The following is a 22,938-nucleotide window of genomic DNA, read 5'->3' on the forward strand; positions in this document are numbered from 1 at the left end:
GAGGCGCGGAGATGGAGCCGTGCAGTGCGCTCAAACGCCCATGCCGGTGGGAACGTGCGCCTTGTCGGCCGCGTTAAGCGCGAATTTGCTTTCCGGCTGCATGCGAAACGCGAGCACCACGCCGATCGCCATCAACAGCATGCTGCCAACGAACGGCAATTCCCAGCTTCCGAAGTAGTCGATCAGAAAACCGCCGACCACCGGCGAGATGATCGCGGCAAGTGCCGAACCGGTGTTCATCATGCCGCTAGCCGTGCCCGAGTATTCCGGCGCGATGTCCATCGGAATCGCCCACATCGGACCGATCGTCATTTCTGCAAAGAAGAAGCCGGACGCGAGACATGCCATCGACAGATAAAGGCTGTGCGTGAACATCAGCGGAATCAGCGAAAGCAGGCAGAAGAACATGCAGACCGACACCATCCAGCTACGTGCGCGCTTCAGACTGCCGGTGCGGGTGAAGATCCAGTCGGTCACAATGCCGCCGAGCGTGTCGCCGATCACGCCGGCGAAAAACACCACGGAGGCGAAGATCGCCGACTTCTGCAATTGCAGGTGATAGCTGTGCAGAAAGTATTGCGGAATCCAGCTCAGGAACAGCCACAGCGTCCAGCCGTAGCAGAAGTACACGATCGTGACCGGCCACATGCGACGAAACAGTTTGCTCCACGGCACACCGGCGACTTTCGGCTTCGGCGCGGGCAGCACGGACAGTTCGTCGTTCGTGATACGCGGGTGGTCTTTCGGATGCTCGGTAAACGTGATGGCCCACACGCCGACCCACAGCAAGCTGAACACGCCGCAAATATAGAACGATTCGCGCCAGCCCCACGTCGCCATCACGAGAACGATCAGACCGGGCGCGACCGCATTGCCGATCCGCGACGCCGCATGTGTGATGCCCTGCGCGAAGCCGCGTTTTTCCTTGGCGACCCAGCGCGCCATCGCCGAGGTGGCGGCGGGAAAGGTCGCGCCTTCGCCGAAGCCGAGCAGCACGCGCGCGGCCAGCAGCGAAATCAGGCCGCCGGCAAAGCCCGTGAGCAGAGTCGCAACGCCCCAGATCGCACCGCAAAAAATCAGCGTGCGTTTCGCGCCGAAGCGATCACTGACCCATCCGCCGATGATCTGAAAGATCAGATACGGATACGCGAAGGCCGAGAACACCAGGCCGACTTCCGTATGCGAGAGATGGAATTCCTTGCCGAAACCCGCGGCCGCGGTGCTGACGTTGACGCGGTCGAGGTAGGTGATGAAGTACATGATGCAGAGCATCACTAGAACGATACTGGTCGCACTGGTTACACGAAACCGCTTCATCGTCTCTCTCCATTGCATGTGTCGACGGCGGGCCTGAGATGGCGCGCTGCGTCGTTGCCCGGCTGCGGTTTGCGCCGCAGGACCATCGCATTCGTTCGGGCCGCGTTCTGTGCGCGGCTTCGTGAGGAAGTGTTCCCCGCCTTCCCTTTTCCACGAGTCGCCGATTGCGCTCCGCTCGATGCCCCAAAAAGGCACTGCTTTCAGGGCGTACTCAGGCTGCGGCTTTCAGGCCGGATGCCTTCGTCGGCTGGCTCAACCACTCCATAGCGGCAGGTAAGCCACTTTCCTTGAGCGGCACGCCCGCGAGCCGCAGACCCATTTCGCAGCCGGCCAGCGTGGCCAGCAGCATCAGGTCGTTGCAGTCGCCGAGATGGCCGATGCGGAACATGCGCCCTTTCATCTTGCCGAGCCCCGTGCCAAGCGACATGTCGAAGCGCTCGTAGATGAGCCTGCGCACCGCATCGGCGTCGATGCCGTCGGGCATCATCACGCCCGTGAGCACCGGGCTGTACACCGACGGATCCGCACACTGAATTTCCAGACCCCACGCACGCACCGCGCGACGGGTGGCTTCGGCGAGACGTTCGTGACGGGCGAACACGTTGTCGAGCCCTTCGCCGAGAATCATTTCGAGCGCTTCGTTCAGGCCGTAGAGCAGGTTCGTGTTCGGCGTGTACGGCCAGTAACCGGTCTTGTTCATCTCGACGATGTCAGTCCAGTCCCAGAAACTGCGCGGCAGTTTGGCCTGCTTGCTGGCGGCCACGGCTTTCTGCGAGATCGCATTGAAGCTGATGCCCGGCGGCAGCATCAAACCTTTTTGCGAGCCCGAGACGGTGACGTCGACGCCCCATTCGTCGTGACGGTAGTCCGCACACGCGAGGCCTGAGATCGTGTCGACCAGCAGCAAGGCCGGATGACCCGCGGCGTCGATTGCGCGGCGCACGGCGGCGATGTCGGAAGTGACCCCCGTTGAGGTTTCGTTGTGCACCACGCACACCGCCTTGATCGCGTGTTGCGTGTCGGCACGCAGACGCTCCTCGATCATTTGCGGCTGCACGCCGCGACGCCAGCCTTCAATGCCCGGCAGGCCGAGAAACTCCGGCTTCAGCCCGAGGCTTTCCGCCATCTTTTTCCACAGCGTGGCGAAGTGGCCGGTTTCGAACATCAGCACGTGGTCGCCGGGGCTGAGCGTGTTCGACAGCGCCGCTTCCCAGGCGCCCGTGCCGGAGGCCGGGTAAATCACCACGGGCTGCTGCGTCTTGAAAATTTTCTTGATGCCGTCGAGCACCTTCAGACCGAGTTCGCCGAACTCCGGTCCGCGGTGGTCGATGGTCGGGTAGCTCATCGCCCGGAGGATACGGTCGGGCACCGGGCTCGGACCCGGGATCTGCAAAAAGTGACGGCCAGCGGGGTGAAAGTCTAACTTGAGCATTGAACTCCTCCGATTGAATTTTGCATTCAAAAAACTATATCAGACGAACTGCGGCGATCCCAAGGCGAAAATTGCATGTCGGCACGGGTGTTTACCCGCGCTATTAACTAATCTTTCACCTTCCTATAAAATCCGGGCTAATAGATGTTGAGGGTTTTTGTATGCAAAATTCGGATTTAGAGGCGAGCATCCCCGCTTCCCCGCTCATGCCGAAGGTCGAGCGGCAGCGCTTGCATGACACGGTGGTGGAGCATATTCGGCGCTTTATCGTTGAGGGCGTGCTCGAGCCGGGCAAGAAACTGAACGAGCGCGAGCTGTGCGAAACGCTCGGCATATCGCGCACGCCGCTGCGCGAGGCGCTGAAGGTGCTGGCCGCTGAAGGGCTGATCGAGATTTCGCCGAATCGTGGCGCGTCGGTGTCGAAGATGTCGGAGGCTGAGTTGCGCGAGACCTTCGAATTGATGAGCGGCCTTGAAGCCTTCTCGGGCGAACTGGCGGCTGAGCGGATGACGGCGGCTGAACTCGCCGAGATCAAGGCGCTGCATTACGCAATGCTCGCGTGCCGCACGCAGAACGATCTGGCTGGGTACTACAGCCGCAATCAGGCGATTCACGACAAGATCAACGAGGCGGCCAGGAATTCAGCACTGCGGCAGACTTATGTCGCGGTGAACCGTCGCTTGCAAGCGCTCAGGTTTCGGTCGAACTTCCAGATCCCCAAGTGGGATAGCGCGATTCATGATCACGATGAAATGCTGAAGGCGCTCGAGGCGCGAGACGGTAAGAAGCTGAGTGCGATTCTTCGGCAGCATCTGCTTGATAAGCGCGATGCGGTTTTACAGGTGCAGTCGCGGGAAGAGGTGGCTGCGTCGCCGTTGAAGGCTTGAGGTGAGTTGAGTCAATGCATCTGAACGCCGGTTGCGTTTGGCGTTGGTGCGAATTTGCACGTCTGCGCCGATGGCAAACTTGTCCACCTAAAATGTTGGCAAGCCTGTGGACAACGTTCTTACATCTTGGGCAAGTGGTTGATGCAAAGGGTGTATCGGCTGGTGGGTCACGCATGAGCATGAGCCGCGCCACAGCAAGCTGGTCTATCGCCTCGGTGCCGCGCAGATTCAGCCGGGCAAATGCCTAACCTCAAACAAGTATCTCCACGGAGTGCAACGCCCGGAGAATCTCCGGCGCTCGCACCCATGATTCGTCGCGGATCGTATCGATCAGGCAGTCCATAAAACAGCTCGATACTGCGTCGGGCGGCTGCCCGGCACGCGTGATGATGCCGACGGTCGACTCTTCCAGTTGTTCTCGCACGGGGATCGCGCAGAGTCCTTCGTGCGCCGCGCATAGCTCGACGAGCGGCCATGGAAAGATGCTGACCATGTCCGTACGCTTGAGCAGCGAAACGGCGACGGTCAATGAGTGAAGAAAGTGAATGCTGCGCGGCACGGTCAGGCCGTACTGCGCGAACATCTTGTACGGCGTCCGTCCTTCCGTTTCAGGGTCCAGCGCGACGAGCCAGTCGAGATCGAGCAGGTCGGCCAACGACCGGGTGTCCGCACGCGGATGACCTTGCCGCGCGACGATCGCCCGGCCCGAAGAAAACAGCGGCCGGTAAGCGAACTCGGAACCTGTCTCGCCCGGCGTTTGCCTGCCCACATAGATGTCCAGGCTGCCGTCGCGCAAACGCGGATTGGCAATCGCAGGCAGACCTTCGAAGATCTCCAGTTGAATGTCCGGCATCCTCGCACGAAAGCGTGTAACAGCCTCCGGAAGAAACGTCTTGGTGACCCACGCCGACACCGCAACGGAGAGGCGCCCGTGCGGATCGCCGCGCATCGCATCGACGGCCTGATGCGCATGGGTTATTTGCGCGACGACGAGGCGCGCATGGACCAGCAGCGTTTGCCCGCATTCCGTGAGTGTCACGCCTGACGACGTGCGCGCCACGAGCTGCATTTGAACGGTCTCCTCCAGATACTGAAGGTTTTGAGTGACCGCCGCAGGCGAGGAATTGAGCAGTCGCGCCGCGCCGCGGACGCTGCCCGCGTCGGCAATGGCGACAAGCGCACGTAGCTGATGAATTTTCATTGCACTTTCAGATTAACGGTGCCACCGGCAAACGCGTTGAAAACGACGGTGGCCGCGGCGACGGCGACGGTCCGGTCATAGCAAATCGCAGGCGACCGCGACACCACGTTCGACAACGCGACAGCAACCCTTCAGTGCAGAATCTTCGCGAGAAAATCTTTCGCGCGATCCGACTTCGGATTCGCGAAGAAATCTTCCTTGCGGTCATCTTCCACGATCAGGCCGCGATCCATGAAGATCACGCGATGGGCGACCTTCTTTGCAAAGCCCATTTCGTGCGTGACGCACATCATCGTCATACCCTCCTGAGCAAGCTCAACCATCACGTCGAGTACTTCGTTGATCATTTCCGGATCGAGCGCGGATGTGGGTTCGTCGAACAGCATCGCAATCGGATCCATAGAAAGCGCACGCGCGATCGCCACGCGCTGCTGCTGACCACCCGACAGTTGCGCCGGAAACTTGTCCGCCTGCGCGCGCAGACCGACGCGATCCAGCAACCTAAGTCCCTTCGCCGCCGCTTCGTCTTTCGAACGGCCCAGCACCTTGACCTGCGCGAGCGTCAGATTCTGCACAATCGACAGATGTGGGAACAGTTCGAAGTGCTGGAAGACCATGCCAACTTTCGCGCGCAACTTCGAGAGATTGACCTTCCTGTCGGTCAGGGATTGACCATTGATGACGATCTCGCCTTTCTGAAACGGCTCGAGACCGTTGACGGTTTTGATGAGCGTCGATTTCCCCGAACCAGACGGACCACACACCACGACCACTTCGCCCTTCTGGATTTTGGTCGTGCAATCCGACAGCACCTGGAACTGCCCATAGTATTTAGAAACGCCATTCAACTCGATCATTTTGCCAACCTCGTTCGGACCACTTTGACGGTCACCGTCAACCCTGTACTAATCGACCAGTAAGCGACGCCGGCGAACAGCAGCATTGGTACGACCGTACCGTCGCGCTCGCCGATTGCCGATACCCGGCGGAAAAAATCGCCCAGCGCTATCACGTAGACCAACGACGTGTCCTGGAAAATCACGATGCACTGTGTCAGCGCCACCGGAACCATCGCGCGAAACGCCTGCGGCAGAATCACATAACGCATTGTCTGTCCCGCTGTCATGCCGAGCGCAAGCGCCGCCTGCGCCTGGCCGCGCGGCAGGCTTTCGATCCCGGCCCGGATGATTTCGCAAAAGAATGCCGCCTCCAGCAGCGAGTAGGCCACCATCGCGGAGATGAGCCGCACGTCGACACTGGCGGGTAAGTTGAACAGCGCCTTCAGGAACTGCGGCACGATCAGGAAGAACCACAGCAACAGCATCACCAGCGGAATCGATCGGAACAAGGCAACGTAGCCTTGTGCGAAAGCGCGCACCGCGCGCTGCGGCGATCTGTGCAATACCGCTAGCACGGTGCCCCATAGCACCCCGCACAAGATCGCCACGAGCGTAATTTGCAATGTGACGCCCATGCCCGCGAGCACGATATCCTTCGAATCCGCGAGCGCTTGCCAATCTATATTGAACATCTCAATCTCCCAGCAAGCCCGGCAGACGGGTTTGGCGACGAATCCAGTTCATGCCGTGCAGAATCGCAAAGTTCAGCGCCATATAGGCCAGCGTCACGCAGATAAACGATTCATAGGGCTGTGCCGTGTAATCGACCAACTGACGCGCCTGCCCCGATAATTCCAATAGGCCGATGGTCGAAGCGACAGCGGAATTTTTTGAAATGATCAGAAACTCGGATGTGAGCGGACCCAGAATGGTGCGAAACGTCACCGGCAGCAACACGTAACGATAAGTCTGCGCGCGCGTCAGACCGAGTGCGAACCCCGCGTCGAACTGGCCGCGCGGCAGCGCCTGAATGCCGGCGCGTACCTGTTCGCAGATTCGTGATCCTGTATATATCCCGAGCGAGAAGATCGATACCGACAAAAACTGCGCATACGGCGGCAGGTTTTTGAACCAGTCGCCTAACTCCGTAGGCAGCAGTTCCGGCACGACAAAGAACCAGATAAAGAACTGCACGATCAGCGGCACGCCGCCGAACACCGACACGTACGCTGTGGCGAGCATCGCCGCAGGACGGCTCGGCAGCGTGCGAAGAATTCCGAATCCGGTGCCGATCACGAGCGCCAACGCGTAGGCCGACACGGTGAGCAGCACGGTGTTGAGCAGGCCGGAAAACAGCCATCCGAGGTACGTCGTGTGCTCGCCGGTAGACACGGCCTGCAGCAGCACACCCCAATCCCATGAGTAATCCATAAACCCCTCCAGGCCGGCGGATCGTGGCCCGCCGCAAATGACAACCGCCCGTCAGGACGCCGGTTTATCGTTCGGATGCGCGAACAGCGTCTGCATGCGAGTGGACATCGGAAAGTTGAGATTGATGCCCTTCGGTGGAATCGGCGCCATAAACCACTTTTTGTAGAGTGCCGTGGCCACGCCGGAGCGTTCGGCATCCGCAATCGCTGCGTCCATTAGCGCTTTCAACTGCGCATCGTTCTTGCGCAGCATGCAGCCATAGGCTTCGAATGATTGCGGCGTGCCGACGATTGCGTAATCGTCCGGACGGCTGGTTTTGGCACGCTCACCAGCCAGCAGCGCGTCATCCATCATCATCGCCTTGGCGCGGCCGGTGGAGAGCATCAGGAACGATTCGCTGTGATCCTTTGCGCTGATAATGTTCATGCCCATCGATTTCTCGACATTCATGTTGCGAATGGACTTCTCCGACGTGGTGCCCGCACCGACAACAACCGTCTTGCCCTTGAGGTCGGCGAAGTCATGGATGCCGGAATTCTGCCTGACGAGCAGGCGCGTGCCGATGTCAAAGAAGCTGTTGGAAAAATCGACCTGCTGCGCTCGCGCCGCGTTGTTTGTCGTGCTCGTGCACTCGAAGTCGATCGTGCCGTTCTGCAGCAGCGAAATTCGGTTCTGCGACGTAATCGGAATCAGGCGCACTTGCAGGTCGCCCTGCTTAAGCTGTGCCTTGATGCGGTCGATAATCAGATTCGCGATGTCGATTGAATAGCCAATCGGCTTTTGTTGTGCGTCATAGTAAGAGAACGGAATCGACGCGTCGCGATAGCCGATGGTGACGACGTGCTGGTCCTGGATCTTCTTGAGCGTATCGGTCGGCGCCGCATCGGCCGCTACTGCGGGCAGCGACATGACGGCCAGCGCGGCTGCAAGCGCTGAAAGGCATGCGCCGAATGCGTGACGCGGACTCAATGTGGAACGGGTTTGTTTCATGGTGTCTCCCCTATGTGAGGTTGATTTCGATTTTGGCAGTTGGCGCGGGCTGTCCGATTCCAGCAAAGCGAGGCGAAGAAATCAGCGTGGCCCGCGCTTTATGCGCCAGTGATGGCCGATACATCGATTACATACATCTGGCGCTCGCCTTCATGTACGGAGTCGATGCACACCGCGCGGCCGTCCCGGCGCCAACGCGGATGCAGATCGCAGCGGTTCTCCTTCCTCAGATCGGGTGGTGTGTAGAAAGAGCCGATGTCGTAGCGCAAACCTTCCTTGGTGTCGAACAGGAACAACACCCGCTCGTTGGTCTGCGTATCCGGATACGTGTCGGACAACAGCCAGCGCGGATCGACGGGCGAATACGTCATGTGACCGTTCTCTGTCAGCACGCCCTCGCCGACGACATCGACCTGACCTGAATCACTGTCCTCGTAAAGATGGTAGTGAATGCTGCCCGCATGCGGCCCCCAGACGATGATGTGCCGCTCGTCCCGCCACAGCGGGTGAGAAATCTGGTACTCGGACTTCTCGTAGTCGAAGGTGCCGACCGCGGCAGGATCGAAATCTTCCGCGAGCTGCGGCAATGGATGGTCGGAACATTCGAGCAGGCGCATGGCCGTTCCGTCCGGATTCATCGTGATTAGCCGATGCAGGAAACAGGTCTCGTCGGCTACCCGTTCGGTCCAACGATGCAGGAATAGCATCCGCGACGACGCCGGATTGATTTCGATATGACTCACCCAGTGGATTGCCTTCTCCATCGACGCTTTCGGGTGAAAACCGCGCAAATCAGCGTAACTCACCAGCAACTGCGCGGCACCAGTAGCAAGGTCCATCCGATAGATACCGTCGTCCGATGGCGCGAGCGGCAGTTCGAAGGGGCCACCGTGCTCGCCATATCCAATCGTCTCGTGCGTGACATACAGGCGACGGTAATCGACGCACAGCGCGTAGCGGCTGTTGGGTGCGACCACATAGACAGGCAGCGGCAGCGCCGTCGATGCGTTGGTGTCGATATCATGGATCGCTGCGCCAAAACCCGGATAGCGCGCCGTCATGTCACCGGTGCGGACGTTGTAAACGATTTTGCGTCCGGGTTCGCCATCGAGCCATTGCAACTGGCAGCCCATTTGCCAGTTCCATGCGCGCGTGGTGCCGACCGCGCGAAATGCCTCGCGCTCGCCCAGAGTGAAATAGCCAACTTCGGCCTCCAGCTCCGGTGTCAGACGCGCGTCCATCATCGGCACCTGATTGGCCAGCAGATAGCTGCCCGTCTTGTCCCAGCCAGATTTATTGTAGTAGCCGAAGAAGTGATGCTTACCCCCCGACTCCAGGCGGTGTACGGGGCATGGATGTTTGATGACGCGAGACGAAGTCATGAGCTGGTGCGTTCAAGAATCGGTGAGACCGCGATAGGAAGCATTGCGGTCAGAAATGAGATAGCTGGGATCATATATTTGGGTAACCTATGCACAGTAATTCTTTTTTTTCGATAGGCTATTCACTTTTGGTATAGTCGAGGCCTGACGCCGTCATCCATCCCTCTTCGGTGAAACTATGGCTAGGCCTTTGAATTTTCAGCAGATCCAGGCCTTTCGCGCCGTGATGCAGATGGGCACCACGACTGGCGCCGCCTCGATGCTAAACACGACGCAGCCGTCAATCAGCCGGCGCCTTGCCGAGCTGCAGAGTTCCACCGGGCTCGAGCTCTTCGAGATGCACCAAGGGCGGCTTCGGCCGACCAGCGAGGGCAAGCTGCTCTACAAAACCGTCCAGAAGCACTTCGACGGACTGGAAAAGATCGAATCCGTGGTCGCGATCATGCGCAAGTCGGGCACGGGCGCGCTTCGCATAGGCTGCACGCCAACGCTGGGAGCCGGGCTGCTGCCGCAGGTGGTGCGCGCGTTTCTATCGGAATTTCCGGGCACCTATCTCAACATGCAGACCATGAACACGCCACAGCTAGCTGATCTGCTGCGGCAAGATCTGTTCGACGTCGTGCTGACCACGGGCAAGCTCGATCCGCGAGACTTCGAGCCGGTGATCATCAAGACCGTGCCGGCGGTTTGCGTGTTGCCGCCTGGTCACCGGCTGCATGTCGAGCCGGAGATTCATGTGTCCATGCTGCTCGACGAAACGATGCTCTCGCTGGGCGAAGCCGACGACCTCACGATCGAAATCAAGAAGCTGCTGCAAGCTCACGGTTTGTCCGACAATTTTCTGATCGAAACCACGTCATCAATCGCAATCTGCGCGCTCGTTGCAGCCGGCAACGGTATTGGAATCGTCAACCCCTACGTGGCCAGTACGTTTGCAGGGCAGTTGCAGATCAAACCGCTGGTCCCCACTATCGACGTCGCCGTTCAGATGGCTATGCCGAGACACACGGCGCCGTCGCTATTGACGCGTCATTTCGTTGACGTCCTTCTGACGCACGTCAATGCGATCCGCACGGACCCTGGGTGCTGAAAGTAAGGTTCTGCTGAATTACACATAGGTCGGGAATTTAGCGAGCGGGCAAAGTCTGGAGCCTCCGTCGCCGCCTGACTTGCCGCGCTTCTTTTACAAGAACCGCGAGGCTAACGCTCGCCTCGTCAAGGCATGGGCCACCTGAACGCGGCATATCACCGCACCGACAGATGGCGCATTTAGACAATCGTTATCCAGCAGACAAAGTTATCAAATAAGGATAACTACTATTATCCGCAGCGTTCGCCTATTCGCACTAAATAGACACCTTATATTTTCAATGGATCGATTGCCTCATGCGGCAATCCGTTCACCTTTGCTTTACGCGTTCACCCAAACGATCCGTTCTCGCACCGCTGATTCTCGGATATCGTGGCAGCACGTTCATGACTGCCCGCGCTGAGGCATGCACATCATGCTGCTCATGCCGGTGTGCATGGTTCTGACCTGCATGACAACCTGTCATGCGCCGGACGAAATTCTAGGAAGGAGTGCAAAGATGACTCGTCGAGCGACCATTGCGCGCGTCAAGGCAAGTCTGCCCGATCTGGCCGCTCGCATTCCACTCGGTGACGCGGCTTTTAATATGCGCTGCGGATTGAGCAGTGAACAGTCGAGCCCCATTCGACATTTGGGTTATACGTCGTTTCTCGATTCGCTCACCGGTTTGTATAACCGCGCTTATGTGGCCGAACGCGTTCAGCATTTGCTCAAATTGATGCCTGCGGCGCGCGTCGCCGTGCTTTTCATCAATCTCGATTGCTTCGGCAAAATTAACGATGTCGCCGGTTACGAGCTTGGTGATCGCGTTTTGCGCGGCATCGCGCGCCGGCTTGCGGGACTGATCAATCATGATGATCTGCTCGGGCGGATCTGTGGCGACGAGTTCGTTGTCGTCGTCGATAAGCGCGGCGACGCGTCGGCCATCGGCGAGTTCGCGCTGCAAATCCTCGACCTGTTCAGCACGCCGCTGGAAATCGCGGGCCGTGAGTATCACCTGGGCGCGTCGATCGGCATTGCCTGCTCCTCCAATGACGCTCGCGATGCGGACACGCTGATACGCAACGCCGGCTCGGCGATGCGTCGCGCGAAGGAGAGCGGCCGCGGCCGGGTGCAATTTTTCACGGAGGGTTTGCAAGACGAGTCGCAACGTCGTTTCAGGCTAGAGGAGTTGTTGCGCCACGCACTTGCCGCCGGTGAACTGAGGCTGGCTTATCAGCCCATCATCAACAGCGCCTCGCACCAGACGGTAGGCGCCGAAGCGCTGCTGCGCTGGACCAGTAGCGAGTTGGGCGAAGTCGCGCCGGCCGAGTTCATACCGGTTGCGGAAGAGGCCGGCCTGATGGCGAGCATCGGCGACTGGGTGCTGGAACAGGCCTGCGCCCAAGCCGCTCAATGGCGCAGAAGCATTGCGCCGCGCCTGCCTGTCTCAGTCAACATTTCGCCGCTCCAGTTCAACGAGCGCCTCGTGCAGCACGTTGCCGCGTGCCTCGAACGCAACGGGCTCGACGCATTGGCGCTGCAACTGGAAATTACGGAGCGCGTGTTAATGCCGGATGACCCGACGGTTGCGGCGACGACGGCAGCGTTGGCGGGTCTCGGCGTCACGCTCGCTCTCGACGACTTCGGCATGGGCTACGCGTCGCTGTCATACCTCAAGCGCTTTGCTTTGCACAACCTGAAGATCGATCGCTCGTTCGTCGCGGGCTTGCCACGCGATAGCGATTCGATCGCGATCACGCGTGCGCTCGTGGCGATGGCTCACGCGCGCGGCATGACAGTCACGGCCGAAGGCGTGGAAACCTATGAACAGGCAACGGTTCTGCGTGAGATGGGTTGCGACATGCTGCAGGGCTATCTGTTCGGCCGCCCGGCCAGCGCGGATAAATTTGCCAGCTCGCTGCTGGGCGCCAGTCGCGCGAATACACGGCGTGCCACGCCGTAAAAGCATTCGGCAACACAACAATTGAAATTGTCGGCGCGTCGCAACGTCTTTGGAGACGTCTTTGCGTTGCCCACATGATGCGAATCAGGAGAGGGACCATGTTCGACGCGGAAATCGCCGCTGCGCTGCTAAACCGCTGGGCAAGTCAGGCGCCCAAGGAAGAATGCCACGCGTATCTGGGCTTGCTGCGCGAAGGCAACCTGCACTTCACCCGCAAAGTCGGCTGCATGGGCGCACACGGCATTCGCGACACGGGCGTGTGCTGTACCGAATCGCTTTTTTTCGGCGACGGTTCGCGGGCGTTGCGAGTCGGCGCGCCGGACAGCGACACAGGTTGGACCCGATGGGCGGCGCTGCAACCGCTTCAATGACGGCCCGGTTGCGAACAAGCCTTTGCCTCAGGCGATTACTAATTACGAATCGACGTCAGATATGCGGTCTTCCGATGTGATGGACAACAGTGCATGGATAAAAGGAACAACACAATGAGCGCTGACGCGCGTGCACTCAATTGGATGGGCACCCGATGCCAGCCGCGGAAGTCTTCGGCCACCGGCACACGTCGCGTCGCTATGGTCACGAGCATATTTATCATGGCATCGTGGACGACTGGCGATGCCTTCGCGACCGAAGGTGGCCTGGGCCGTCCTGTTGCCGGCATGAGTGTCTTTTCCGGAGCCGGCATCGTCGCACCTGAGCCCATCACTGCGGTGAGCATCGAACAGATTTATATCAACGGTTCGATTGGCGGCAGCCGCGAGGTACCGATCGCTGGAAAGACATCGTTGGGTATCGACGCCCCCGTGGCCTTCACGCTGGCGTCATTGCTGCGTGTATGGGGTGGCGCCGGTGGCTGGGATTTCGCATCCGGCATCACCGTGCCTTATGTCTGGACCGAAGTAACCGCGTCGCTCGCGGTTGGAGGCGCCGGCGCCTCGACGAGCGACCGCGCATCGAATCTATTCGACCTCTATTTCACGCCAATCATTGCCGGTTATCACTTTTCAAACACCTCGCATATTGCCGTCAGCTTCAACTTCTGGGCGCCTACCGGTCACTACGACGCGAATACATTGGCGAACCCGAGTCTGAACAACTGGACGTTCGTGCCGCAGGTCGCCTATACGCAACTCGTACCCAAATACGACGTTGAGTTCAACGTTGTCGCGGGCCTGCAGTTCTACACGACCAACACTGCGACCGATTACCACAATGCACCTCTTTTCACGCTCGATATCATGGCATTGAAGAAATTTGTGAACGGTCTCGGTATAGGCATCGTGGCCGGAACCGTGCAACAGCTCGGCAACGACTCAGGCCCCGCCGCCGAGCGTCTGCACGGTTTTCGCGGACACGACTTCGCACTGGGGCCCGTCATCACCTACGACACGAAGATCAACGGCAAGCATCCATTGTCGGCCAGCCTGCGATGGGTTCCGACAGTGACCGGTACCAACCGCATCAAGAGCACGGCGAGCGTCATGGCGACAGCGATGCTCGCGTTCTGATGTGACGCCAGGTGGAAATCGACAAGGAAGGCTTTGTCGTCGATTACGACCGATGGCGTTTGGATTCGCTGGGCATTTTGCTAGCCACGTGCGCGCAAACCCGACATGCCCATGGGAATCGACGTGACGTATGGACTCCGACAGAACGCCTTTTACGCTCAGGTCGGCAGCGCCATTCGCCAACGACGTACGAACAGGAAGAATTCATGGAACTCAATATCGTTGAGCAAGTTGCATCGACCCTGCGACGCGCGGCCGAACACAGACGGCTGGTTCCCTACCAGCAGTTCCACGCGCTCTTCGACCCGATGGATCCGCTGTCCAGCCGGTATGCCGCGCTCGAGAAAGCTGTTGCTCTGCTGGCTGGGAAGAGCGGCGTCGACTACGGTGCGCTACTCAGTTTGGCTAATGGACTTGCGGGAAAGGAATTTTATTTGCGCTTCAGGCGCAACAGATTCGACGACTATCTGGCTGTCATGGGCAGTCAGATGCATGAACATTCGCTAAAGAAAAAGAGGTGTCTCGTTGAAGCAGAGCGCGCCCGCGTTTTCGACGATGCCAAGCAGCGGCAAGGCTCTGTAGAGAAGGAGACGGTATGACGAACCACTGAGTTGCGCCAGCAGGCAACAAGGGCGCAGCCTGAATCGCGCCATCAATCCTGATCCGCCAAGTAGTCACTTCTCCAACCTGACACAGGAACGTCTATGAAGAACCGTCAACATCATCGTTCGCACATGCTCCGCTCGGTCCTTCTGGCTTCAGCCCTCGCTAGTCCCGTGTTCTGCGCTCGCGCGCAGGACAGCCTGTCTGCGGGCGCGCCGCAAACGGTCGGCGCTGCTGCGCTCGTCGAAGCGACCGCGCGCGTCGTTCATATCGATACGCAAAACCATGCTGTCACGCTTCGGGGGCCGCGAGGAAATACCAACGTTGTAAAAGTCGACCCGGCGATCGGCGACGTGAGCAAACTAAAAGTCGGCGATGAGGTTCACATCGCCTATGAAGGCGAGTTGCTGTTGTCGGCGGACAAGGTAGATACCAAGGGCATTCGCACGCGCGTCGAAGACCAGGCGACGAACCCTGCGTCGGGCGGTGTATCGGTGCAGTTGCGACGCGTCGAAATCATCGCCACGGTCCAGAATATCGATCGAAAGAAGCGGCAGGTGACGCTTCGTGGACCTTCCCGCACGGTGACCTTACAGGCGTCGTCAGACGTGCAATTGGAAAAATTTAAAGTTGGCGACAGCATCCGTGCCGACTATGCATCCGCGAAGGCCGTGCAGATCACGCGGAACGGGCAAGCCGTTCAATAGCCGCGAGGTCGGTTCAACGCGCACACCAGGCTCATCGTACCCGTCACATATAAGGCCGGTGTCGTACTGCCGGTCAGGTCTCTCACACGCCCCACCATCATCGGGCTCACAATGCCGCCGAGCGGGATGATGCACGGCATCCCGAACCTCCAGTTATCCCCACAAATTGTTCGCAAGCCTGTGGATAACCTGCGCACAGCCCGGCCAAGTGTTTGATCCCACAGTCCTATCCCTTCCGGACGCAACCGCGGGCACCCTCGCAGCGGTGTGATAAAAAGTAGTTCCCCGCCACTTACCGAGGCCGAACATGTCGTCCGTCATGGGCTTCAAAGTCGTCCTGCTGTCGCTCGTCGCGATCATCGGTCTCGAACTGCTCGCCAAGCGGTTGCGTCTGCCGCCAGCCGCCGCGCTGCTGGTCGGCGGCGCTGCGATGGCTTTCGTGCCCGGTCTGCCACGTTTCAATCTCGATCCCGAACTGGTCCTGATCGTGTTTCTGCCGCCGCTCCTCATGGACGGCGCGTACTTCTCCGTGTGGGACGAGTTCAAGAACAATCTCGGCGGCATCCTGCTGCTTGCGATCGGCGCCGTCGCGTTCACCACGCTCACGGTCGGGCTGGTCGTGCATTGGGTCGTGCCCGCCCTGCCATGGGGCGCCTGCTTTGCGTTGGGTGCGATCGTCTCGCCGCCCGACGCCGTCGCCGCGAAGGCGGTGCTCGAACGTGTCGCGCTGCCGCGCCGCCTGACGGTGCTGCTCGAAGGCGAGAGCCTCCTCAACGACGCAGCCGGACTCGTGCTGTTCCGCTTTGCAGTGGCAGCCGCACTGACCGGCACCTTCAGCGCACAGCATGCGGCCGGACGCTTCGCCGTGCTCGCCTTGGGTGGCGTGGCAGTGGGCGTGGCGATCGGCTTCGTGGTCGTCAAGCTGCTGCGTTATCTCCACGACGGGTACCTCATCATCACCGCAGCGACCCTGTCCGCGTGGATCAGCTACATCGCCGGCGACACGCTGGACGTGTCGGGCGTGATCGGGACCGTGAGCTGCGGGATGGTGCTTGGCTGGCATCAGCATGAAGTCTTTTCGGCGGCGGTACGCATGCGCGGCACGGCCTTCTGGCAAGTCGTGATTTTCCTGATGGAAGCGCTCGTGTTCATTTTGATCGGACTGTCGCTGCGCGGTGTGATGGTGCGGCTAGGCGGCTTCGGCGACGCGTTGACCGCGTTCGCCCCGGCCGTCGGCGCGGTACTCGCGGCAGTCGTGCTGTCGCGCTTCGTGTGGGTCTTCGCGGTGGAATGGTTGAAGGCGCTGGTGTGCAAAGTGACAGGCCGCGCGGGCGGCACGCCCGACTGGCGCTCCGCGACTGTCACGAGTTGGGCCGGCATGCGTGGCGTGGTCACGCTGGCCATCGCGCTCTCCTTGCCGGAGGCGATGCCGGGCCGCGATCTGATCCTTGTCGCGTCATTCGCCGTGATTCTGGTCACGGTGCTCGGTCAAGGCACAACGATCGGACTGCTGATTCGATGGATCAATCCGGACCACGCATCCGAACGAAACAAACGGCATCTGACTGAGCCGCAGGCGTGGGCGCGGCTCGAAGCCGCGCAGCTCGCCGCGATTCAGCCGCTCGTGCACGCACCGGATGGCAGCGTGATTCATCCACGCTTGCTGGAACAGTACAGCTATCGTGCGCGCATTACCGAGGCCCATCAGGACGAAGCCGCCTTTCCTGCGAAGGAACGCGCCGCACACTACGACGTGGTGCTGGCCGCCGTTTCGGCGGCACGCGTCGAGCTATTGCATCTGCATCGAACGGGCTTGCTTCACGATGAACTGCTGACCGTGCTCGAACACGATCTCGATCTGCAGGAAATCGCGGCGGTGCACGGCAGAGGCTGAACCGAACGATCTCTACCGCGCGGCTTCCCTGCGTCGCAACGAATCAGGCAAGCCGTACAGCACGATCAGCGCGCACACCAGGCTCATCGTACCGATCACATACAAGGCCGGTGTCGTACTGCCGGTCAGGTCTCTCACGCGTCCGACCATGATCGGGCTCACAATGCCGCCGAGTTGCCCGAGTGTGTTGATCAACGCGATCCCACCCGCTGCGCCGGCTCCCGTGACGAGCTTAGGTGGCAGCGCCCAGAACGCCGGAATCGAAGCAACCACGCCCGCGCCCATCACAGCCAGCGCGGCGACCAGCAACGCCGTCTGCTTGTCGAAGAAGCCCGCGGCAAAGAAACCGATCGCCGACATCACCAGCAAGCCGAACACGAACTTGCGCCGTTCGCCGCTCGCATCGGACAAGCGCCCGACCACCACCATGCAGATTGCGCCGGCAATATAAGGCACCGCCGTCAGCAAACCGATCACCGTCGGATTGCTCGTACCCGCCACGTGAATCAGATGCGGCGCCCAGAAGTTCAAACCGTACGACGCCACTTGAATCAGAAAATACACCAACCCCAACGTGAGAAAGCCCGGCGTCCTGATGGCGCCCATCAACGAATGCCCGGTATCTGGATGACGGCTTTGCTGCGCAATCTGTCCCGACAGAAGGGACTTTTCCGCGGGCGACAGCCAACCTGCGTCTTCGATACGATCCTTCAGCACTTTCAGCACCAGATAGCCGAGCACGATGCACGGCAACCCACCGAGCAGAAACAGCCAGTGCCAACCCGGCATGCCAAGCACGCCGTTCATGTGTCCAATCACGAGTCCCGCAAGCGGCGCGCCGACCAGGCCGGAAAACGCGGACGCCAGAAACAGCATCGACGTGATACGTCCGCGATAGCTCGGCGGAAACCACAGCGTCAAGTAGTACAGCACGCCCGGCGCGAAGCCCGCTTCCATCGCGCCGATCACGAAACGCAACCCATAGAACTGCCATTCGTTGCTGACGAACACCATTGCGGCCGTCGCCAGTCCCCACGAGATCATGATCCGCGCGATCCAGCGCCGCGCGCCGACCTTGTACAGAAACAGATTGCTTGGAACCTCGAACAGCACGTAGCCGATCACGAACAGGCTCGCACCGAGGCCATAAGCGGTGTCGGACAAGCCGAGGTCACTCTGCAACTGAAACTTCGCGAAACTGATGTTGATGCGGTCGAAGAATGCAAACAGATAGCAGATCATGATCAACGGCATCAACCGCCACGCTACTTTGCGGATGATGGCCGCGGCGTTGTTCGCGCTGTGCTCGCGGTTGCCGGTTGCGACTGCGCCCAGGTCACTCATGTTCGTCTCCAATGCCGGATTCGGCGAAGCCATCCGGTCGTTTAATCGTTAAGGGTTATCAGATTTGTAGAACGTATTCAGGTACGGGATGCAGGTCGCAGTTACGGCCTGCCTTTGCCAGTTGTCCGGGCACGTCGTGGCCGAGCAACGCGGGCAAGCCGCGCGATAACGCGATCAGTTTTTCCAGATCGATTCCAGTGGGAATGCCCATTTCGTCGCACATGTTGACGAGGTCTTCCGTGCAGATGTTGCCGGACGCGCCCGGCGCGAACGGACATCCACCAAGACCACCCAACGCGGCGTCGAAGCGGCGCGCACCGGCTTCGTATGCCGCCAGCACATTCGCAAGACCCAGCCCGCGCGTGTTGTGAAAGTGCAGCGTGAGCGCGGCGGCCGGCAGCCGTTCGAGCACGCGTGTGACGAGACGCGTCACCTGGCGCGGGTTCGCCATGCCGGTCGTGTCGGCGAGCGTGATGCCCTCGATCCCCATCTCGCGATATGTATCGACAATGCTGATCACGCGGTCTTCATCGATCTTTCCTTCGAACGGACAGCCGAATGTAGTCGCCACCGATCCGTTCAACAGCACGCCCGAGCCCTTCACGTGCCGCACGATATCGCCGAACGCCACCAGCGACGACTCACAGCTCATCCTCATGTTGGCGCGATTATGGGTCTGACTCGCGGACATCACGAGATTCAGTTCGTCGGCACGCGAAGCCAACGCGCGTTCGGCGCCCTTCAGGTTCGGGATCAACGCGACGTAGATCACGCCCGGTGGCCGCTCGATCTGCTGGAACACGGCCTCGCCGTCACGCAACGCAGGAATCGCTTTCGGCGAAACGAACGAGCCGCCCTCGATGCGGGTGAAGCCCGCAGTAGATAGCGCGTTGATCAGCGCGATCTTGTCCGCGGTTTCGACCCAGGTGGGTTTGATCTGCAAACCATCGCGCGGCGCCACTTCCTGCACGATCAGTTTGTCGAATTGCGGGGTGTTCAAAACGCGATTCATTGCACGGCTCCTTCGCGGCGCAGCCGCTCGATATCGTCGTTGGCGAATCCGAGTTCGCTGAGCACGCTGCCGGTATGCTCGCCGAGCGTCGGCCCTTGCCAGCGCACTTCGCCCGGTGTGTCCGAGAGCTTCGGTACGATCCCCGGCATCTTCACCGACGCGCCGCCCGGCAGTTGCGCTTCCAACAACATGTCGCGTGCCAGGTAGTGCGGATCGGCGACGATATCGGCCACCGAATAGATGCGCCCCGAGGGCACTTCGGCGCGTTCGAGCGCTGCCAGCACGTCGTCGGTGGAGTGATGCGAGGTCCATTCGGTGATCGCCTGATCGAGCATCGCGCAGTGCTGAACGCGGCCGTCGTTGCGCGCCAATGCGGGATCGTCGGCGAGATCGGGACGGCCGATCACCTGCATCAGGCGTTTGAAAATCGGATCGCTGTTGCCGGCGATCACGACGAAGCCTTCGTCTTCCGTGCGATACGTATTCGATGGCGCGATGCCTGGCAACGCGCCGCCGCTCCTCTCGCGTACATGGCCGAGCAGATCGTATTCCGGCACAAGGCTTTCCATCAGATTGAACACGCTCTCGACCAGCGAGACATCGACCACCTGGCCTTCGCCCTGCCCCGTCTTCACGCGCAGCAGCGACATCAGCGCGCCGATCACGCCATGCAACGAGGCGAGCGAATCGCCGAGACTCACGCCGACGCGCGCCGGCGCGCCGTCCACGTCGCCGGTCGTGTAGCGGATGCCGCCCATTGCTTCGCCGATCGCGCCGAAGCCCGGCCGGTCGCGATACGGACCGCTCTGGCCGTAGCCGGAAATGCGGACCATCGTCAGTTTCGGATTGACGGCGTGCAGCACGTCCCAGCCGAGGCCGAGCTTTTCGAGCGCGCCGGGGCGGAGGTTTTCGATCACGACGTCGGCGTCGGCCGCGAGCCGTTTAACGATCTCGACACCGTCCGCCGACTTCAGATTCACGCAGATGGACTTCTTGTTGCGCGACTGCAGATACCACCAGAGCGAGGTGCCTTCATGCAGCTTGCGCCATTTGCGAAGCGGATCGCCAGTCTCAGGCGCTTCGATCTTGATGACGTCGGCGCCGAACTCGGCCATGAGGCGCGCGGCAAACGGCGCGGCGATGAGGGTTCCGATCTCGATGACGCGGATACCCTGAAGGGGTCCACCCATAATGCTGTCTCCGAAGCTGGTTTCGTGTTGAGAGACAGCTTATGAGCGGCACGGACGTGGCGTCCAACCGCAATTCGCCAACGACCGTTCGCGAACGGCGAACGCTTTCCATCAAGCGACGGTGGGCGGGGCTTCCGAGGCTTCGATCGAGCGCAGATGGTCGAACAACAGGCGGCTCACCGGCGACAATGCATCGACATCGCGCACCACCAGCACGAGGCTGCGCGCCGACCAGTCGTCTTCGAGCGGTGCACCGACGAGACCCAGCGGCCGGCCCATGAGTTGATACACCTTCAGCGGCAAAACACCGACGCCCATGCCGGCCTGCACCATCCGGCAGACCGCATCGAAGCCGGGCACGTGAATGCGCAGGCGCAGCGGCTTGCCCGCCTGACGCGCGGCGAGATGCGTGCGAGCATTGATCGAACTCGCGGCGTGCAGACCGACGTGATCGCCGTCCAGCGTTTCGACGAAGGCAACGCTTTCGCGCGCCGCCAGCGGATGATCGTCGCGCATCACGAGCACCAGCGAATCGTGCCGGTAGTGTTCAACGTGCAGATCGCGCGTGTCGGCATCGCCGGAACAGATGCCGACGTCGACGAGGCTGTCGTCGACCGCTTCGACCACGCCGCCGCTCGGCCGCTCTTCCAGATCGAGCTTGACGCGCTCATGCTGCAACTGGAAAGCGCGCAAATCCTCCGGCAGGAATTCGACGATCGCCGACAGGTTGGCCATCATGCGCACATAGCCGCGCACGCCGCTCGCATGACCGGCCAATTCGATGCCGATGTTCTCGATGTCGCGCATCACGCGGCGCGCGTGGTGCAGCAGCGTTTCGCCCGCCGGCGTGAGCGTCATGCCACGCGCGTTGCGCTGGAACAGCGTGGCGCCGACCGCCTGTTCGAGTTCGAGCAGACGCTTGCTCGCGGCGGAGATGGCGATCGCCTCGCGCTCGGCGGCACGCGTGAGCGTGCCTTCCTCGTAGACCGCGAGAAAGAGTTGCAGCGTGGTGAGGTCGAGCCTTCGGAGAAGGTTTTTGATTACCATGGCGGGGCGCCGCGTTGTTGTGCGATCCGCCTATTCTGACGCCAGATGCAAAAAATAGGTGCCGAGCCCTCGCGGATTCCGTCCTTCGTCAAAGGAAGTCTTCCGATGCCCACCGTCGCGATCGCGATCTTTTCCGGCGTGCAGGCGCTCGACGTTGCCGGTCCCGTCGACGTGTTTTCCGAAGCCAATCGCTTCATCGCGCCCGCGGATGCCTACGAGGTGAAGTTGCTCAGCGCGGAAGCCGCACCGCTGCGCGCGTCCAACGGCATGATGCTGGTCGCCGACGCTACCTTCGACCAGGCACGCGGAGCGTTCGATCTTGCGCTGGTCGCGGGCGGCCCGGCGCTGCCGGACACCACACCTGAGGCGCCACTATTGGAGTGGCTGGCGAACGTCGCCGCTAAGTGCGGCCGCTACGGTTCGATCTGCACCGGCGCGTTCGCGCTTGGTCACGCGGGCCTGCTCGATGATCGCAACGTGACGACGCATTGGCAGCACGCAGCGCAACTGGCGGCGCAATTTCCCAAGGCGCGCGTCGACTTCGACCGCATCTATCTGCGCGATGGGCAACTCGTCACATCGGCCGGCGTGACCGCGGGCATCGATCTGTCGCTCGCGTTAGTCGCCGAGGATCACGGTCCGCACACGGCGCTCGCCGTCGCCAAACGTCTGGTGGTGTTCGCACAGCGGCAAGGCGGCCAGTCGCAATTCAGCCCCTACCTGACAGCGCCCGCCGACGACACCTCGCCCGTCGCCAAAGTCCAGGCGCACGTCATGGAACGGATTCGCGAGAGCTTTTCGGTGAAGCAACTCGCGGATGTCGCGGGCATGAGCGCCCGCAACTTCGCGCGCGTGTTCGTGCAGGAGACCGGCGTGACGCCGCATGAATTCGTCGAGCGCGCCCGTGTCGACGCGGCGCGCAAGCTGCTCGAAAGCAGCGGTGCGGCGCTCAAGGCGATTGCGTACGACTGCGGCTTCGGCACGGCGGACCGCATGCGCATTGTCTTCGCTAAACGAATTGGTGCGACGCCGATGCAGTATCGCGAGCGCTTTCGCTCGGCCTGACGTGAAGCTCACGCACTCGCGGTGAGAGCCGCCGCACGCGGAAAAATGTCGCGT

22 protein-coding genes are annotated in these 22,938 nt (G+C 60.7%); 9 read left to right on the forward strand and 13 right to left on the reverse strand.

The window, feature by feature from the left end; genetic code table 11:
- Positions 1 to 30 precede the first annotated feature (30 nt).
- Both B0G75_RS00420 and B0G75_RS00425 read right to left on the reverse strand, forming a co-directional pair.
- On the reverse strand, positions 31 to 1,317 hold the full coding sequence (locus tag B0G75_RS00420) for an MFS transporter (protein ID WP_106299597.1): 1,287 nt from the start codon (positions 1,315 to 1,317) through the stop codon (positions 31 to 33).
- Between the two features lie 211 nt (positions 1,318 to 1,528).
- Complete coding sequence (locus tag B0G75_RS00425; protein WP_106299599.1) at positions 1,529 to 2,749, reverse strand: alanine--glyoxylate aminotransferase family protein; 1,221 nt, start codon at positions 2,747 to 2,749, stop codon at positions 1,529 to 1,531.
- A 161-nt stretch (positions 2,750 to 2,910) separates the two neighbouring features.
- Between B0G75_RS00425 and B0G75_RS00430 the strand changes: the two genes are divergently transcribed.
- Positions 2,911 to 3,636, forward strand: a complete 726-nt coding sequence (locus tag B0G75_RS00430; RefSeq protein WP_106299601.1) for a GntR family transcriptional regulator — start codon at positions 2,911 to 2,913, stop codon at positions 3,634 to 3,636.
- Positions 3,637 to 3,886: 250 nt separating this feature from the next.
- On the opposite strand, the gene B0G75_RS00435 is transcribed toward B0G75_RS00430, so the two are convergent.
- The 6 genes from B0G75_RS00435 to B0G75_RS00460 form a co-directional block, all read right to left on the reverse strand.
- Positions 3,887 to 4,837, reverse strand: coding sequence for a LysR family transcriptional regulator (locus B0G75_RS00435; protein ID WP_106299603.1), 951 nt, complete (start codon positions 4,835 to 4,837; stop codon positions 3,887 to 3,889).
- Positions 4,838 to 4,968: 131 nt separating this feature from the next.
- Positions 4,969 to 5,694, reverse strand: a complete 726-nt coding sequence (locus tag B0G75_RS00440) for an amino acid ABC transporter ATP-binding protein (RefSeq protein ID WP_106299605.1) — start codon at positions 5,692 to 5,694, stop codon at positions 4,969 to 4,971.
- Complete coding sequence (locus tag B0G75_RS00445) at positions 5,691 to 6,368, reverse strand: ABC transporter permease subunit (RefSeq protein WP_106299607.1); 678 nt, start codon at positions 6,366 to 6,368, stop codon at positions 5,691 to 5,693. The genes B0G75_RS00440 and B0G75_RS00445 overlap by 4 nt, the downstream gene beginning before the upstream one ends.
- 1 nt (position 6,369) lies before the next feature.
- Entirely contained in the window at positions 6,370 to 7,107 is a 738-nt protein-coding gene (locus B0G75_RS00450; protein ID WP_106299609.1) for an amino acid ABC transporter permease, read from the reverse strand.
- Between the two features lie 51 nt (positions 7,108 to 7,158).
- Positions 7,159 to 8,097 carry a glutamate/aspartate ABC transporter substrate-binding protein gene (locus tag B0G75_RS00455; RefSeq protein WP_106299611.1) on the reverse strand — a complete coding sequence of 313 codons (939 nt, stop codon included), beginning with the start codon at positions 8,095 to 8,097 and terminating at the stop codon, positions 7,159 to 7,161.
- Between the two features lie 98 nt (positions 8,098 to 8,195).
- Positions 8,196 to 9,479 carry a hypothetical protein gene (locus B0G75_RS00460; RefSeq protein WP_181309137.1) on the reverse strand — a complete coding sequence of 428 codons (1,284 nt, stop codon included), beginning with the start codon at positions 9,477 to 9,479 and terminating at the stop codon, positions 8,196 to 8,198.
- 178 nt (positions 9,480 to 9,657) lie between these two features.
- Between B0G75_RS00460 and B0G75_RS00465 the strand changes: the two genes are divergently transcribed.
- From B0G75_RS00465 to B0G75_RS00490, 6 genes are all read left to right on the forward strand, one after another.
- Positions 9,658 to 10,569, forward strand: coding sequence for a LysR substrate-binding domain-containing protein (locus B0G75_RS00465; protein ID WP_106299613.1), 912 nt, complete (start codon positions 9,658 to 9,660; stop codon positions 10,567 to 10,569).
- 499 nt (positions 10,570 to 11,068) lie between these two features.
- Complete coding sequence (locus B0G75_RS00470; RefSeq protein WP_106299615.1) at positions 11,069 to 12,514, forward strand: bifunctional diguanylate cyclase/phosphodiesterase; 1,446 nt, start codon at positions 11,069 to 11,071, stop codon at positions 12,512 to 12,514.
- 98 nt (positions 12,515 to 12,612) lie between these two features.
- Entirely contained in the window at positions 12,613 to 12,885 is a 273-nt protein-coding gene (locus B0G75_RS00475) for a hypothetical protein (RefSeq protein WP_106299617.1), read from the forward strand.
- Between the two features lie 222 nt (positions 12,886 to 13,107).
- Positions 13,108 to 14,022 carry a transporter gene (locus tag B0G75_RS00480; protein ID WP_258194196.1) on the forward strand — a complete coding sequence of 305 codons (915 nt, stop codon included), beginning with the start codon at positions 13,108 to 13,110 and terminating at the stop codon, positions 14,020 to 14,022.
- 206 nt (positions 14,023 to 14,228) lie between these two features.
- Positions 14,229 to 14,621 (forward strand): hypothetical protein, encoded by a 393-nt coding sequence (locus B0G75_RS00485; protein ID WP_106299621.1) that lies wholly within the window; start codon positions 14,229 to 14,231, stop codon positions 14,619 to 14,621.
- Positions 14,622 to 14,726: 105 nt separating this feature from the next.
- Positions 14,727 to 15,332: a hypothetical protein gene (locus B0G75_RS00490; protein WP_106299623.1), complete on the forward strand. Its 606-nt coding sequence runs from the start codon at positions 14,727 to 14,729 to the stop codon at positions 15,330 to 15,332.
- On the opposite strand, the gene B0G75_RS40060 is transcribed toward B0G75_RS00490, so the two are convergent.
- Complete coding sequence (locus tag B0G75_RS40060) at positions 15,326 to 15,472, reverse strand: hypothetical protein (RefSeq protein ID WP_181309138.1); 147 nt, start codon at positions 15,470 to 15,472, stop codon at positions 15,326 to 15,328. The two genes, B0G75_RS00490 and B0G75_RS40060, sit on opposite strands and share 7 nt — an antisense overlap.
- A 167-nt stretch (positions 15,473 to 15,639) precedes the next feature.
- Here B0G75_RS40060 and B0G75_RS00495 point away from each other — a divergent pair, with 167 nt between their 5' ends.
- Entirely contained in the window at positions 15,640 to 17,226 is a 1,587-nt protein-coding gene (locus B0G75_RS00495) for a Na+/H+ antiporter (protein ID WP_106299625.1), read from the forward strand.
- Positions 17,227 to 17,238: 12 nt separating this feature from the next.
- Here the strand turns inward: B0G75_RS00495 and B0G75_RS00500 are convergent, their stop codons facing one another.
- The 4 genes from B0G75_RS00500 to B0G75_RS00515 form a co-directional block, all read right to left on the reverse strand.
- The gene (locus tag B0G75_RS00500) at positions 17,239 to 18,570 is read right to left on the reverse strand and encodes an MFS transporter (RefSeq protein WP_106301724.1); all 1,332 of its coding nucleotides are present in this window, start codon (positions 18,568 to 18,570) and stop codon (positions 17,239 to 17,241) included.
- A gap of 58 nt (positions 18,571 to 18,628) precedes the next feature.
- Positions 18,629 to 19,582 (reverse strand): hydroxymethylglutaryl-CoA lyase, encoded by a 954-nt coding sequence (locus B0G75_RS00505; protein WP_106299627.1) that lies wholly within the window; start codon positions 19,580 to 19,582, stop codon positions 18,629 to 18,631.
- A complete protein-coding gene (locus B0G75_RS00510) occupies positions 19,579 to 20,772 on the reverse strand; it encodes a CaiB/BaiF CoA-transferase family protein (protein WP_106299629.1) in 1,194 nt (397 codons plus the stop codon). Before B0G75_RS00510 ends, B0G75_RS00505 begins: the two co-directional genes overlap by 4 nt.
- A gap of 111 nt (positions 20,773 to 20,883) precedes the next feature.
- Positions 20,884 to 21,819: a LysR family transcriptional regulator gene (locus B0G75_RS00515; RefSeq protein ID WP_106299631.1), complete on the reverse strand. Its 936-nt coding sequence runs from the start codon at positions 21,817 to 21,819 to the stop codon at positions 20,884 to 20,886.
- 105 nt (positions 21,820 to 21,924) lie between these two features.
- On the opposite strand from B0G75_RS00515, the gene B0G75_RS00520 reads away from it, so the two are divergent.
- Positions 21,925 to 22,884 (forward strand): GlxA family transcriptional regulator, encoded by a 960-nt coding sequence (locus B0G75_RS00520; protein ID WP_106299633.1) that lies wholly within the window; start codon positions 21,925 to 21,927, stop codon positions 22,882 to 22,884.
- Positions 22,885 to 22,938: the final 54 nt, after the last annotated feature.

It is taken from the genome of Paraburkholderia sp. BL18I3N2 (assembly GCF_003001875.1).
GTDB classification, from domain to species: domain Bacteria; phylum Pseudomonadota; class Gammaproteobacteria; order Burkholderiales; family Burkholderiaceae; genus Paraburkholderia; species Paraburkholderia phytofirmans.